This is a genomic window from Deinococcus sp. JMULE3 (assembly GCF_013337115.1).
Taxonomy (GTDB): Bacteria; Deinococcota; Deinococci; order Deinococcales; family Deinococcaceae; genus Deinococcus.
This window is the reverse complement of the sequence record NZ_SGWE01000004.1, coordinates 1,259,962-1,273,750: the sequence shown is the minus strand read 5'-3', so window position 1 is coordinate 1,273,750 and position 13,789 is coordinate 1,259,962. Positions and strand designations below refer to the sequence as shown.

Annotated in this window: 15 protein-coding genes; 4 read left to right on the top strand and 11 right to left on the bottom strand. The window is 73.6% G+C overall.

Going from position 1 to position 13,789, the window contains the following annotated elements:
* Positions 1 to 21 precede the first annotated feature (21 nt).
* The 6 genes from EXW95_RS09040 to EXW95_RS09015 form a co-directional block, all read right to left on the bottom strand.
* Positions 22 to 1,134, bottom strand: a complete 1,113-nt coding sequence (locus EXW95_RS09040) for a glycosyltransferase family 2 protein (protein ID WP_371809984.1) — start codon at positions 1,132 to 1,134, stop codon at positions 22 to 24.
* Positions 1,131 to 1,808, bottom strand: coding sequence for a lysophospholipid acyltransferase family protein (locus EXW95_RS09035; protein ID WP_254605564.1), 678 nt, complete (start codon positions 1,806 to 1,808; stop codon positions 1,131 to 1,133). Before EXW95_RS09035 ends, EXW95_RS09040 begins: the two co-directional genes overlap by 4 nt.
* Entirely contained in the window at positions 1,795 to 2,820 is a 1,026-nt protein-coding gene (locus tag EXW95_RS09030; RefSeq protein ID WP_174367171.1) for a carotenoid biosynthesis protein, read from the bottom strand. Before EXW95_RS09030 ends, EXW95_RS09035 begins: the two co-directional genes overlap by 14 nt.
* Positions 2,817 to 3,266: an NUDIX domain-containing protein gene (locus tag EXW95_RS09025; RefSeq protein ID WP_254605562.1), complete on the bottom strand. Its 450-nt coding sequence runs from the start codon at positions 3,264 to 3,266 to the stop codon at positions 2,817 to 2,819. The genes EXW95_RS09030 and EXW95_RS09025 overlap by 4 nt, the downstream gene beginning before the upstream one ends.
* Before the next feature lie 2 nt (positions 3,267 to 3,268).
* The gene (locus EXW95_RS09020; protein WP_174367170.1) at positions 3,269 to 4,804 is read right to left on the bottom strand and encodes an NAD(P)/FAD-dependent oxidoreductase; all 1,536 of its coding nucleotides are present in this window, start codon (positions 4,802 to 4,804) and stop codon (positions 3,269 to 3,271) included.
* Positions 4,805 to 4,901: 97 nt separating this feature from the next.
* Complete coding sequence (locus EXW95_RS09015) at positions 4,902 to 5,534, bottom strand: hypothetical protein (RefSeq protein ID WP_174367169.1); 633 nt, start codon at positions 5,532 to 5,534, stop codon at positions 4,902 to 4,904.
* Positions 5,535 to 5,608: 74 nt separating this feature from the next.
* Between EXW95_RS09015 and EXW95_RS09010 the strand changes: the two genes are divergently transcribed.
* Complete coding sequence (locus EXW95_RS09010) at positions 5,609 to 6,076, top strand: GNAT family N-acetyltransferase (protein ID WP_174367168.1); 468 nt, start codon at positions 5,609 to 5,611, stop codon at positions 6,074 to 6,076.
* 34 nt (positions 6,077 to 6,110) lie between these two features.
* Positions 6,111 to 6,263 (top strand): hypothetical protein, encoded by a 153-nt coding sequence (locus EXW95_RS09005; protein WP_174367167.1) that lies wholly within the window; start codon positions 6,111 to 6,113, stop codon positions 6,261 to 6,263.
* 89 nt (positions 6,264 to 6,352) lie between these two features.
* Here the strand turns inward: EXW95_RS09005 and EXW95_RS09000 are convergent, their stop codons facing one another.
* The 3 genes from EXW95_RS09000 to EXW95_RS08990 are packed head-to-tail and all read right to left on the bottom strand — an operon-like array spanning position 6,353 to position 10,070.
* Entirely contained in the window at positions 6,353 to 7,051 is a 699-nt protein-coding gene (locus tag EXW95_RS09000) for an aminotransferase class IV (RefSeq protein WP_174367166.1), read from the bottom strand.
* On the bottom strand, positions 7,048 to 8,949 hold the full coding sequence (locus EXW95_RS08995; protein ID WP_371809983.1) for a chorismate-binding protein: 1,902 nt from the start codon (positions 8,947 to 8,949) through the stop codon (positions 7,048 to 7,050). The genes EXW95_RS09000 and EXW95_RS08995 overlap by 4 nt, the downstream gene beginning before the upstream one ends.
* Positions 8,946 to 10,070, bottom strand: coding sequence for a hypothetical protein (locus EXW95_RS08990; protein WP_174367165.1), 1,125 nt, complete (start codon positions 10,068 to 10,070; stop codon positions 8,946 to 8,948). Before EXW95_RS08990 ends, EXW95_RS08995 begins: the two co-directional genes overlap by 4 nt.
* 28 nt (positions 10,071 to 10,098) lie before the next feature.
* Between EXW95_RS08990 and EXW95_RS08985 the strand changes: the two genes are divergently transcribed.
* Positions 10,099 to 11,289, top strand: coding sequence for a Xaa-Pro peptidase family protein (locus tag EXW95_RS08985; RefSeq protein WP_174367164.1), 1,191 nt, complete (start codon positions 10,099 to 10,101; stop codon positions 11,287 to 11,289).
* Positions 11,290 to 11,713: 424 nt separating this feature from the next.
* Here the strand turns inward: EXW95_RS08985 and EXW95_RS08980 are convergent, their stop codons facing one another.
* A complete protein-coding gene (locus tag EXW95_RS08980) occupies positions 11,714 to 12,523 on the bottom strand; it encodes a metallophosphoesterase (protein WP_174367163.1) in 810 nt (269 codons plus the stop codon).
* Positions 12,520 to 12,795 (bottom strand): hypothetical protein, encoded by a 276-nt coding sequence (locus EXW95_RS08975; RefSeq protein WP_174367162.1) that lies wholly within the window; start codon positions 12,793 to 12,795, stop codon positions 12,520 to 12,522. Before EXW95_RS08975 ends, EXW95_RS08980 begins: the two co-directional genes overlap by 4 nt.
* A gap of 71 nt (positions 12,796 to 12,866) precedes the next feature.
* Between EXW95_RS08975 and EXW95_RS08970 the strand changes: the two genes are divergently transcribed.
* Positions 12,867 to 13,730, top strand: coding sequence for a metallophosphoesterase (locus EXW95_RS08970; protein ID WP_174367161.1), 864 nt, complete (start codon positions 12,867 to 12,869; stop codon positions 13,728 to 13,730).
* Positions 13,731 to 13,789 lie beyond the last annotated feature (59 nt).

The following is a 13,789-nucleotide window of genomic DNA, read 5'->3' as shown; positions in this document are numbered from 1 at the left end:
GGGTCTCCTGCCGGCGCTGCGTCACTGTCGGTACTGGCGGCCCTTCCAGCTGACGCGGCGGCGCAGGGCGCGCGCCAGGACCGGCAGGGCCAGCAGCGGCGTGACCGGCCCCAGCAGGCCCTCGGCCAGATCGGCGGGCGTGCGGCGGCCCGCGATGAGGTTCACCGCCAGGCGTTCCAGCAGGCTCGCGGCGCGCAGCGCGGTGCGGTTGGGCAGGGGCAGCAGCCACGGCAGCGTGTGCCCCGCGACGTGCAGCGCCACGCTGGCGAGCATGAACGCCCGCGAGTTCAGGTGGATCGGCAGGGCGTTCTTCCCGAAGCCCGCCACGGATTCCGGGTACGAGCGGTACATCCGCACGCCGATGCACCCCTGCCCCAGGACGGTGGAGACCCGCAGGCCCAGCTGGCCCAGTTTGCGGGCCATGACGGTGTCCTCCAGCACCTGATCCCGCACGGTGGCGTACCCGCCCACGCGGGTCAGCGCGGCGCGGCGGTACGCCATGACCTGCCCGTTCGCGATGGTCGCCAGCGGGTGCGGCGGGGTCATGCGCAGCAGCGGGAACGGGAAGTACGACAGCACAGCGGCGTCCACCAGGGGCGTGAGCAGCCGCTCGCCGGGCGTGACGTTCGACTGGCGCGGCTGCACGCTCAGCAGGTCCGCGCCCGACGCGTGCAGTTCGCGCAGCAGGCCGCCCAGCGCGCCCGGATGCCACGTGACATCCGCGTCCGTGAAGATCAGGACATCACCGCTCGCAGCGCGCAGGAGCTGCTGGCACGCCCACGGTTTCCCGTGCCAGCCGTCCGGCCGCGCCGCGCCGGGAATGACGCGCGCGCCCAGGTGGCGGGCCACGTCGCCCGTCCCATCGTCGCTGCGGTCGTCCAGCACGAGGACCTCGTGCGCGCCCTGCGCGAGCACGCCGGGCAGCGTGACGGGGAGGTTCGCCGCCTCGTTCCGCGCGGGAATCAGGATGGACACGCGCGGCCCCCCCGGCGGCACCGGGGCCGGGCGCAGGCGGGGGAAGGTCACGGCGTTCACCGCCAGCGTCAGCGCCTTGCCGAGCAGCCACACGGCCGTGACGGTGCGGTACGCCCGCGCCCAGCCCGGCTCAGGTGTTTTCACGCGGCGCCGCGTCACGCGCGGTCCCCGGTCAGCCACACCAGCAGCCGCGACGGCCAGTCCACCCGGTCCGAGCGGCTCGCGCGGCCCGGCACCAGCCGCAGGTACCCGGCCAGCGGCACCTCCGGGTCACTGCCCAGCAGGTCGGCGTCCAGTTCGGCCAGCAGCGCCACCAGGGCACCCGGCAGGTCCGCGGCGTCCACCGGCGGCCCGACGCGCACGAACGCCTCCGGGAACTGCGCGCCGCGCAGCACCACCCGCAGCGCCACCGGCACCAGCGGCGCCCCGGCGTGCCGGGCGATCCACGCCGCGCCCGGCTGCACGCCCCGCAGCGGCCCCGCCGGGTGCAACTCGCCCTCCGGGAAGACCACCAGCCAGCCCGTGCGGGCGCGGCGCACCCCGGCCCGCACCTCGTCCGCACGCAGCGCCCCCACCCGCCGCAGGAACGGGAAGCGGGCCAGCTGCCGTCCCGTCATCAGGACGCTGAACGGCTGCCCGCACGCCAGGGCCACCTCGCGCAGCACGTACCCGTCCCACCAGCTGTGATGATTCGGCGCGAGCACCGCCCCGCCGCCCGGCAGCGGGCCGCGCACCCACACGCCGCCCAGAGAGCCGCGCACGCTGCGGCGGATGCTCAGGGACAGCAGCCCGGTCGCCCAGGCGTGCCGTTCTGGGATGTCAGGGGCGGTCAAAGCGCGTCACCCGCCGCGCCAGCCACAGGCCCCCCAGCATCGCCGCCAGCGTCACCCCGGCCTCGGCGTACCGGCCCACCAGCACCAGCCCGCCCGGCAGGAAGAACGCCTCGATGGGGTACACCACGCGGAAATCAGCGCCCCGCGCCGCGCCGCCCGGCAGCAGACTCAGGCTCGGCCCCCGGTGCAGCGGATAGTCCCGCGCCTGCCACGGCAGCGCCCACGCCCACTCCTCGCGCCGCAGCCCGAACAGCCGCGGGGCGAGGCCCGTGAAGACCCACGAGATCAGCGCCCCCACCCCCCACCAGCCCAGGAAGTTCTGCACCGGCGCGCCCGCCCACAGCGGCAGCGGATCACTCCAGAGCCAGTAGCGCTGCGCGGTCATCAGCGGCTCCAGCCCCACGTCCCACAGCAGCATCAGCAGGCCCGCCAGCCAGGGCCGCCCGCCCGACAGGCTCGTGGCGGTCAGCGTCAGCGCGAACCAACCCAGCGGCACGATCAGCGGCACGCCCAGCAGCAGCGGCCCCGGCGCAGTCGCGTACGAGTACACCCCGAACGGAATGCCGGTGCGGCTCCCCAGCACCTCCACGCCCAGGCCCAGCACGAACGCCACCAGCGCCATCAGACCCGCCTTCCAGGCGTTCTCCCGCTCCCACACGAACAGCAGCGCCGCCACGGACAGCGCGCCCGTGCTCGCCAGCCCCAGCACCGGAAAGCCGTCCGGCCACAGCGGCACCGGGATCTTCAGCGCCGCGTACAGCGCCACGAACCACATCCACGGGCGCGTCACCGCCAGCAGCCCCGCGAACCGCGCCGCCAGCACCCCCGCGAAGTTCCGGCCCAGCGCGTCCCCCGCCAGCGCCAGCACGCCCGACAGCGGCAGCCCCAGCGCGATCAGCGCCCAGCCCACCGCCAGACCAGACATGACCAGCAGCGCCCCCAGGAACGCCAAGCCCAGCGCCGCGAACCCCAGCCCGGCGCGCCACACGGTGGGGGAGAGGGACACCCTCATGCCCGCACCGCCGTCAACGCCGCGAAGTAGGCGCGACTGGCGTCCGACACGTCCACCGGCAGGGCCGAGAGGGGCCACCAGCGCGCCTCGGTGGCGTCGTACGAGGCGCGCACCTCGCCCCCCGCGAACCCGGCGACGAACACGTGCGTCTCCCAGTCCACGACATTCCCGTCCTGGTACGTGTACCGGTGCGGAAACACGCCCAGCGCGCGGACCGGACCGACACTCAGGCCCGTCTCCTCACGCAGTTCCCGCCGCGCGGTCTGTTCCGGCGACTCCCCGGCGTCTGCCCCGCCGCCCGGCACGTCCCACCGCCCGGTGTCACTCCGCCGGATGAGCAGGACGTCCCCGCCGTTCACGACGGCAATGCCCGCCCCCATGCGGCGCCGGGGCGCCGGTGACCGCCACGCCCGGAGTGTCCTCAGCAGCCAGCCCTCATGGCTCATGCCTACTTCCACCGCCGGCGCGTCAGGTCTTTCACGAGGACATGCGCGGCGTTGCGGCCGGACGCACCCATGATGCCGCCGCCGGGGTGGGTGCTGGCCCCCGTGAGGTAGAGGCCCTGCACGCCGGGCCAGCGGTACTGGCTGGCTTTCATCCAGGGGCGGAAGGAGAACATCTGGTCGAAGCTCATCTCGAGGTGCATGACGTTCCCGCGGTGCAGGCCGAGGTTGGTTTCGAGCCACTGGGGCGTCTGGACGAGTTCCCCGACGATGGTGTCGCGGGTGCCGGGCGCGTAGTGTTCGAAAGCGTTCAGGATGTTCTCGCGGGCCTCGGCGGTGCGGGTTTCCCAGGAGCCGCTGCTGAGTTCGTAGGGGTAGTACTGCGCCCACAGCCACAGCACGTCCCCGCCGGGAGGGGCCAGGGAGTCGTCCACGGCGCTGAAGCTCATGGCGATCAGCGGTGGGTCGCTGGTGGGTTCGCCCGCGAGGTACTCGCCGTAGCCTTTCATCAGCTGCTGCTCGTTCCTGATCAGCAGGCCCAGACCGACGCGGCTGTCGGGTTCGGTGTGGTTCCGGTACTTCACCTTCTCGCTCAGGGCGAGGCGGAGGATCATCCCGAAGCCGTTGCCCACGCGGACCTGCCGCGCGGCGGGCGGCACGTACTCGTCCGGCAGCGCGCCCGCCGTGGTGAGGACGTGCGCGCCGGACACGACGGCCCGCGCGGTGTACGTCTCGCCGTTCTCCAGCCGGATGCCTTGCGCCTTCCCATCCTTGACCAGGATGTCCTTCACGGGCGCGTTCACGAACACCTGCCCGCCGTCGGATTCGATGGCGCGCTTCAGGGCTTTCGTCAGGCCGCCGCTGCCGCCCTTGGGCCGCGCCACACCCCCCTCGTGGTACAGGGGGTGCCACAGCAGGAACGGCGCACTCAGGGGGTCACTGGGGGGCGGGCCGCTCTGCGCCGCCATCCACACCAGCGGGGCGCGCACCCGCTCCTCCGTGAAGTACTCCCGCGCCACGTCCCCATACGGGCGCAGAATCCGGGGCAGCTGCTCCATCCAGTCCTTGCCCTTCCCGCTGGACACGACCATCTTGCCCATGTCCAGCGGTCCCGGCGCAGAGTTGAACAGGTCCGCCACGGAGCGCGCGAACGGCGTCCAGTCATCCAGGAATTTCGTGTACGCCTCGCCCTGACCGGGAAACAGCGCCTCCAGCTCCCGCGCCGTGCGCCCGGCATCTCGGTGGATGAACCACGGCGTCTCCCCGTCCGACGCGTGGAACATCGGGTCGACCTCCAGGTAGTGCAGGCCGTGCCGCGTGAGTTCCAGTTCACGCACCACGGGCGTCATGCGGATCAGGATGTGCGCGCTCCCGCCGTAATCGAAACGGTACCCCGGCACGAGTTCCTCGGTACTCACGGCCCCGCCGACGATGTGCCGCCGCTCGAACACGCCCACCCGTAGGCCCGCCTTCGCGGCGTACGCGGCGGTCACCAGCGCGTTGTGGCCCGCGCCCATCACGATCACGTCGAAATCCGGCATCCCGCGCAGTCTCGCACGCCCACACGCGACCAGAGCGTCACCCCGCACGCAGAAGCGGCCCGCCCCCCACCGGGAACGGACCGCGCCGCAGGGACGGTCAGGGCAGCTGCACAGTCTTCCCGTTCGTGAACGTCACCGTCACCTGCGGATCGGTCGTCGCCGCACCCGAGACGGTGCAGGTCGCGATCCGGTCGCGGTAGTTCACGTTCTCCAGCGGGCACGGCCCGTCGCGCAGCGTGCCGCCCGACTGCGCCGCGATCACCATGGTGTACGCCGACATGGCCGCCGCCCGCTCACCCGCTGCGCTGGCCCGCTCACGTGCCCCCAGCAGGCCCGGAAGCACCACCGCCGCCAGCAGACCCACCGCAGCGACGTTCAGGACCGCGTGACCGGCGATCAGACCGATCTTCACCCCGGCCTCCAGATCCGGGCGGAACTGCTGCGCGGCCCGCCGGGCGTATGCCTGCCCGAAATGCACCAGCAGCGCCACGAAGCCCAGCAGTGGCAGCACCGCGAACACCGGAGCGGTCGTCAGGCCCACCAGAAACGCCCCCGTCAGGTTCAGCGCCAGCAGGATACCGACCCACCCGACGTGCCAGCCCACCAGCCCGATGTACGTGAAGCCTGCGCCGGGTAGCAGCACGCTCAGCAGGTACCCCACGGCCAGATTCGGGGCCTTGCGGGGCATGGGCGCGGCGCTTGGGCGGATGGTGTCTTCAGGCCAGGTCATGCCCGCACGCTACGGGCCGCCTGCACGCCGCACTGCCTCAGGTGACCGCGCCCCCGGCGGGTGCATGATGGATCATGACCTCCTTCACGGTTCGCCGCCTGGGCCCGGACGACGGGGCCGCGCTTGAACGGCTCGCACAGGACGAGACCGACTTCACCGACGAGCTGCCCAGCCCACCCCTGACCCCCGCCGCCGCCCGAGCGTACCTGAGCGATCCGGGCGTGTGGCACTGGCACGCCGAGGACGCGGGCGGCGACCCGGTGGGCTTCCTGATGGCGTACGTGCACCGCCGCCGTCACGGCGAGCCGCTGGACGTGATGTTCGAGGAGATCGGCGTGCGCGAGTCCTGGCGGCGTCGGGGCGTGGGCCGCGCCCTGGTGGACGCCCTGCACGCCCAGATGCGGGGGCACGGGATCGGCAGCGTGTGGGTCGCAGCGGACAACGACGGCGCACGGGCGTTCTACGAGGCCTGCGGGTACGAACTCGACGAGTTGCAGGGCGTGATCCTCAGCCGGGACGTGCAGACCGACACACCCGCCTGACGCGGCAGGCGTACGCTGCGGGCAGGAGGCAGTCATGGGTCTGATGATGCTGGGTGTGTTCGTGCCGCTGCTCGCCGTGATGTTCGTCGCCGCTCGCCGCCAGGACCGCGTGAACCGCGCCATGAAAGACATCGGCGCGGGCGAGGATGCCGGGTACGTGGGCCCGCAGGTGGGCGGCCCGACCTGACGCGGCGTCGAAATGTCTAAGAGTCTGAGGGTTTAGGGAATGCGTGCTGGACAGCCCTTAGACGCTTAGACCTGCAGACCCTTCGACCCTCAGTCCCCGTCCGGCCAGCCGAAGGCGGGATCGTCCGGTGCGGGCCAGTGGATGGGGAGGTCGTCGGTGTGGCCGTCGATGCGGCGGATGGGGACGAGGCCGGTGCCGCTGCCGCACAGCCACGCGCGGGTGACGTGGCTGAGGTCGCGGGTGTGGACGGGTCGCGTGTCGTGTGGGCGACCCGTGAGGTACGCGGCGCGGGTGACGGACGGGAGGCCGCCTTCAGGGACGACGAGGTCACCGCCGATCTCCAGAAGGGGGGAGGTGCGGCTGCCGTCCACGACGTGTCCGCGCGTGTCCTGCAGCCAGCCTTCGAAGTGCGGGTGGGCCTGCGTGGCGGCGAGGCGGTACGGGAGGTAGTTGCCGGTCTTGTGCGCGCCGAGTTGCGGGTGGATCTGCAGGTCGGTGACGCGCACGCTGACGCCCTGCTGGGGGCGCGGGCCGGGCGTGAGGGGCCGGTGGGTGTGCAGGGTGCCGTGTGCGGTGACGGTGACGCGCAGCAGGCCCCAGGGGTGCGCGTCCAGCGGGGGTGGGCTGGGGTCGGGGTGGGGGAGGCCCAGGAACGCGCAGGTGCTGCGCAGCCGCTCCAGGTGCGCGGGCCACAGCAGCGGCTGCCCGTGGCGGGTGCGGACGGTGGTGAAGGCGGTCGCGCCGTGCAGCCACGCGGGGTCGTTCAGAACGTCCGGCAGGGGGTTCACGACCCGCGCCACTCCTGGCTCAGGCGCAGCCAGTTGCCCAGCAGGGTGCGGCCGGCGGGACTCAGGACGCTCTCCGGGTGGAACTGCACGCCCCACGCGGGAACGCCGGGGACGGCCAGGGCCATGACCTCGCCGTCCTGGCTGGTCGCGGTGATCAGTTCGGCGGGCAGGCCGCGCACGACCAGCGAGTGGTACCGCCCGAACGGCGCGTCCGGCGGCACGTTCCGGAAGAGGCCGCTGCCGTCGTGCCGGGCGTACTCGGGGCGTCCGTGGACGGGCTGGGCGCGTTCCACCCGCCCGCCGAGCACCTGCCCGAGCGCCTGATGCCCCAGGCACACGCCCAGCAGCGGAATGCGCCGGTCCAGGCACGCGCGGGTCAGGGCCAGCGTGACGCCGCTGGTGTCGGGCGTGCCGGGGCCGGGGCCGACGAGCACGGCATCCGGACCTTCCCGCAGCAGGTCGTCCAGCGCCTCGTGCTGGCCGCGCACGTCCACCCGCGCGCCCAGCGCCAGCAGGTCGTGCGCGAGGTTCCACGTGAACGAGTCGCGGTTGTCCAGCAGCAGCACCCGCGCGCCCGTGTGGGACGTGGCGGGCGGCGGCGCCCAGGGCGTGCCGGGCACCGGGGGTTGCGGCGGCTGCGCGGGGCGGCCCGGCACGCCCGCCAGGACACTCAGGAGCGCCTGCGCCTTGTGCACCGTCTCCTGTGCCTCGCGGGCGGGGTCGGCGTCGATGACGGTCCCGCCGCCTGCGCGGACCTCCACCGTCCAGCCGCTGTCCGTGCGGGTGAACGCGGCGGTGCGGATCAGGATGTTCACGTCCACCAGCGGCCCGCTGACGATGCCCAGCCCGCCGGTGTACCAGCCGCGCGGGCCGGGTTCGAGGTCGCGGGTGACCTCCATCACGCGTTCCTTCGGCGCGCCGGTGATCGTCCCGCCGGGGAAGGTGGCGGCCAGCACGTCCCGCAGCGTCACGCCGTCCCGCGCGCGGGCCTGGACCTCGGACACGAGGTGCATCACGTGGCTGTACCGCTCGACGAGCATCAGGTCCGGCACGGTCACGCTGCCCGGCGCGGCCACGCGGCCCAGGTCGTGCCGCACGAGGTCCACCAGCATGGTGTGCTCCGCGACCTCCTTCGGACTGGCGCGCAGTTCCGCCTCGAACGCCGCGTCCTCCTCGGGCGTGTCGCCCCGGCGGCGGGTTCCGGCGATGGGCCGCGCACTCAGGTCGTCCCCCGCCCAGCGGACCAGCCGTTCCGGACTGCACGACACCACGACCTCGTCCCCCAGGTCCGCGAAGGCCATGAACGGACTGGGGTTCACGTCCCGCAGGCGCAGGTACGCGGCCAGCGGGTCCCCCTGCGCGGCCGCCTGCACGCCGCGCGAGAGGTTCACCTGGTACACCTCGCCCGCGCGGATCAGCTCCTGCACGGCCCGCACGCCCGCCGGGTAATCCACGTCGTCCGCGCCGAACGTCCCCACGCTCAGGGTCGGCTCGGGCGGCACCGGCGCGCCCAGCAGCGCCGCCCAGTCCAGATGCGGCTCGCCCACCACGCTCAGGGTGCCCGCCACGCGGTCCCACACGAGGCCCGACGGGTACTCGCCCCACCACATCGCCTCGCCGCGCGGGGCGTGCGCGGCCAGCCCGAAGGTCCGGGCCGCCTCGTACTTCAGGCCGCCCAGCCACGCCGGGAACAGCCCGTCGCCCGCGGGCCGGTCCGGCAGGTCGTGCGTGACCCGCAGCGGCGCGGCACTCAGGAACGACCGCGCGCCGTACGCCACGACCGGCCCCAGCGATTCCAGCAGCACCACGCCCGGCAGGCCCGCCGCGCGCACCCGCCGCAGCACCTCCGCCGGACTGAGCAGGGGCAGGGCAGGGGAGGGGGTCGGGCTCGCGTTCACGCGCCGGATTCTAGCGGGCGATCTGCGCCATCTGGCGGCCCCGCGTGCACCGCGACCTTCGCCGCCAGCGTGCGGTAGAAGTCCGGCTGTTGCAGGTACGCCAGGTGATCCGACCGCACCAGCCCGGACAGCGGGAAGGCCGTGTCGTGCGCGCCCGGCGCGATGCCCTGCGCGCGGAAGCTCAGCAGGTCCGTGTACGCCCACACGTTCCAGAAGTACCCCAGCCGCCCCCCGGCGTGCGCGTCGGGGCTCGGGCCGCCCAGCGTGAAGCCCAGTTCGTGGAACGCGCCCACCTGACTGGCGCACGCGCACCAGAAGTCCACCCGCACCCCCGCGCCGTCCGGATCGGCGGGCAGGAACGCGTGCAGCGCGTCGAAGATCAGCTGCCCGCCCATCGAGTGCGTCAGGACCACCAGCGGCTCGTGCGGGTGCGTGCGGGCCGCGTGCGCCGCGCGCAGCCCGGCCAGGACCCGCTGCGGGATCGCGCCGGGGCGCTCGGGCGTGCCCCGCCCGTTCAGGTAGGCCAGCACATCCCCCATGAACAGCGGCACGAACGCCTCCAGCGGGCGGCGGACCTCCTGCATGGCGCGCTTCACGTTCCGCCGCCGCGCCCGCATCAGGCCGGGCGGCAGGTGCGGTTCCAGCCGCCGCGCCGGGGCAGGCAGGCGCGCCTGCGCCGCCGCGTCCAGCAGGCCCCAGCGTTCGGCGGGGGGCAGGTCGGCCAGCAGCGCCCGCACGGTTCCGTCCCGCGCGGCCGCCCACGCGGCGCGGATCACGCCCGGCCACTGGGACACCGGATGCGCGGCGCGCAGGCGGCGTTCCAGCGCCTCACCCAGCGCGTCCCCGTCCAGTGCCAGCGGGTCGGGCTCCGGGGCGACCTCGCGCTCGCGCGCCGCGCGGAACTGCCCGCCCTGCGTGAAGTGCGCCCCCAGGTCCCCCCAGTACACCCGCTCGACGTGCACCGACTCCGGCGCCTCCGGGTTCAGGCCAGGCGCCACGTGCTCGCGCAGCAGGCGCTGCACACCCGGCCAGTCCACGCCCTGCGTCGCGCGGTGCAGGTCCTCCCAGCCCAGGTCGCCCTCCTCGCGGACGGCCACGCCATGCACGAACAGAACCGGCATGCCGCCCATGCTACCGGTATCCTGCCGTATGGCCCCCAACACGGCAGTGAACGCGCTTCAGGACGGCAAGCGGCGGCAGGCGCAGGCCCTGCTTCAGGACGGCGAGGTCTGGCTGATCGCCGCGCGCGAGTCCGGCGTGCGCCCGGAACCTGCCCTGACGCTCGTGGCGGGCGTGGACGTCACCTGGGACAGCCTCTTCCTGCTGACCCGCGCGGAGGCCGTGGCGATCGTGGGCCGCTTCGACGCGGACGCCGTGCCGCCCGGCTGGACCGTGCACGGCTACGACGCGGACCTGCGCGCCCTGCTGCGCGCCGAGGTGACGCGCCTGGGCGCGCGGCGCGTGCTGCTGAACATCAGCGAGGACGACCCGCTGTGCGACGGCCTGACGTCGGGCCTGGAACGCCGGGTGCGCGGCTGGCTGACGCCGGGCGACGACCTGCCCGAGCTGGAGTGGGACAGCGCCGCGCCGCTGCTGGGCCAGCTCCGGTCGGTCAAGACACCGGCGGAACACGCCGCGATCCGGGAGGCCGTGAATCTGGCCGAGGCGCACCTGCGCGAGATGGCGGTCGCCGCCCGCCCCGGCTGGCGTGAGCGGGACGTCGCGGCGTTCCTGCACGGCCTGTGCCGCCGCGACGGCGCCGAGCCCTCCTGGGGCTGGGACGCCTGCCCGAACGTGCACATCGGCCCGGACAGCCGACCCTCGCACGCGCCGCCCGGCAACCACGCCCTGCACCCCGGATCGCTGCTGCACATCGACTACGGCGTGCGTCTGAACCACGGGTACTGCTCGGACATCCAGCGCGTGTACCGCCTGCCCGACGGGAACCCGGTGCCCGAGGAGGTGCAGGCCGCCTTCCGCGCCTGCTGGCAGGCCATTCAGGCGGGCGCGGACGCCCTGCGGCCCGGCACGCCCGGTCACGCCGTGGACGCCGCCGCGCGCGCCGCACTGGTCGCCGCCGGGTACCCCGAGTACCAGCACGCGCTCGGTCACGGCCTGGGCCGCGCCACGCACGACGGCGGCACCCTCCTCGGCCCGCGCTGGCCCCGCTACGGGCAGACCGTCGAGAGCCCCGTGCGCGCGGACGAGGTGTACACCCTGGAACTGGGCGTCATGGTCCCCGGCCACGGCTTCATCGGACTGGAGGAGGACGTGATCGTCCGTGACGGCCCGCCGCAGTGGCTCTCGGACCGGCAGGATGACCTGAAGCCCCTGGGCTGATACGGATTCCGTCTGTTTCGTTGACAACCCGGGACATCACCGGGTTGTCAACTCCACGCCCGGAACCCGTTTTGCTCCCACTCGCATCCGCTCGGGGTGAAAGTTTTTGCAAACCTTTCAACCGGAGTGCTTATGATACCAGCTCCGATTGAATGGCTTATGAAGCCGCCGGGTCCGAGCGGATGCGACTCGTAGAGCTGCGCAGCCGAGGAGGAGAGAAACGCCCCTCCGGACGTGGAAGTGGGCGGACCAGCGATGAACACGCCGTGTTGATTCCTCCCCCTTGAGGGGGGAGGCCGGGAGGGGGTGAGCAGGCATGGCGTCATGGAAGACGTTTTCCGTGCCTGTCCCCTCTGGCGCTTGAACAGTGTCCGCACCGTTGATGACAGCCCGTGTAGACCGGGGCAGCGCTAAGCTGGAGTGTTTACCGGGGGGGCGCGCCGGGCAGGTCCACCGGGCGGACCGGGACCGGCTCGCCGAACCGGGCGTACTTGCGGCCCCGCGTGGGATCACCGCGCCCGCACAGGACCGTCACGGTCGGCAGGCCGTGCACGTTCACCTCGGCGATCGCCAGCCGTCCCGTGTCGTACGCACCCAGGTCCAGGTACAGGTGGCGGCCCAGGCGGCAGGGGATCGGGACGGGCGTGTGCCCGTGCACCGAGTACGTGACGCCCTCGGGCAGTGGGAAGGGCCCCTCGAAGGGGCGCAGCCACAGCGCCGCCGACAGCGGGTTGGGGTGCTGCGGGTGCTTGACGGGCGGCGCGGCGTGCGACACGAGCACGCTGGGGTGGCTGGGCGGGTGGTCGTGGATCTCGCCGTCGGCCGTGACGTACACGACGCGGCGCAGGACGTTCAGGTACTCCTCCAAGAGCGGCGGGAATTTTTCCAGGGTGAGGCTGCCCAGCTCGGCGCGGACCGTCTCGCCTCCGGCGCGCATCCACCACTGGAAGCCCTCCATGGCGCGGCGGTAGTCCCCGAGGTCGTGCGTGCCGAGGTACTGGCGGTAGTACTTCACGCCCTCCTGCATCATGCGCTCGTGGTTGCCCATCAGCAGCGTGGCGCGCCCGGCGCGGTGCAGGTCCATCAGGGTCTCCACGACCGGCATGGAGCGCGGCCCGCGGTCGATGGCGTCGCCCAGGGACAGGTAGTGGGCGTCCGGGTACTGGTGCAGCGCGGCGCGCAGCAGGTCGGGTCGGCCGTGCAGGTCCGGGATGATCAGCACCTGCCGGGTCAAGCGCGGTCCTCCGGGGTGTCGCCGTCGTGTTCGTCGCTGAAGTCCAGCAGGGTCTGCTTGCTGCGTTCGCGCAGCTGCCGCGCGGCGTCCGGGTCGGGCGTGAAGGTCACGTGTCCGCCTTCGAGGGTCACGCGGTACCCGGCGCCGTCGCTGGCGTCCGGGAGCCATTCGGCGGGCAGCTGGTAGGTGCGGCCCCGGCTGTCCTCCACGTCAGCGAGGCCCGCGTCCTCGTCCAGAACGTCGATCACAAGCAGGGAATGCGGCACCGTCATGCTGGGCAGTCTACCCCCTGCACCTTCCGGCGGACGACCCGCGCCGGGGGCGTCGGTGTAGGGTGCGGAACATGGTCACGAGGCGCGCGGTCCTGCGGTCCCTGCTCGGCGGGGGGGCGGTGGCGGCGCTGGGCGGTGGGGTGGGTGTGGCGCAGGGCTACCGTTTCGGCGTGACCCGCCACGCCCGCGTGCTGCCGGGCCTGCGCTCGCCGTTGCGTGTGGCGTTCCTGACGGACCTGCACCACGGGCTGTTCATCGGGGACGGCAGCGTGGGCGCGTGGGTGGACGCCGCGAACGACCTGCGCGCGGACGTGGTCCTGCTGGGCGGGGACCTGCTCGACGCGCGCCTGGACGACGTGCCGCCCGGGCTGCTGCGGCAGCTGGCGCGGCTGCGGGCGCCGCTGGGGACGTTCTCGGTGTGGGGCAACCACGATTACGGGAGTTTCGGTCGGTACGCCAGCCGTCACTACGGCCCGGTCCGGCCGGACTGGGCGGCGCGCCGTGAGCGCTTCGCGGGGCAGCTCTCGGGCGCGGGTGTGACGGTCCTGCGGGACGAGGGGCGCCCGCTGCGGGACGACCTGTGGCTGGGCGGCACGGACGACCTGTGGTTCGGGACGCCGGACGTGACGGCGGCCCTGGAGGGCGCGGGCGCGCGGGCGACGCTGCTCGTCACGCACAACCCGGACCTGCTGCCCGCGCTGCCACGCCCGGCGGGACTGGTGCTGTGCGGGCACACGCACGGCGGGCAGGTGCGGCTGCCGCTGCTGGGCGCCCTGATGGTGCCCAGTGCGTTCGGGCAGCGGTACGCGATGGGCTGGGTGACCGGCGCGCATGACACCCCCGCTTACGTGAGCCGGGGCCTGGGCCTGAGCGGGCTGCCCGTGCGGAACCTGTGCGAGCCGGAAATGGCGCTGTTGCAGCTGTCCCCGACCTGACCGCCGGGGGCTTGCGCGGGCGGGGGTCCGTATGTATGGCACCGGTTCCAGCGGCCCGG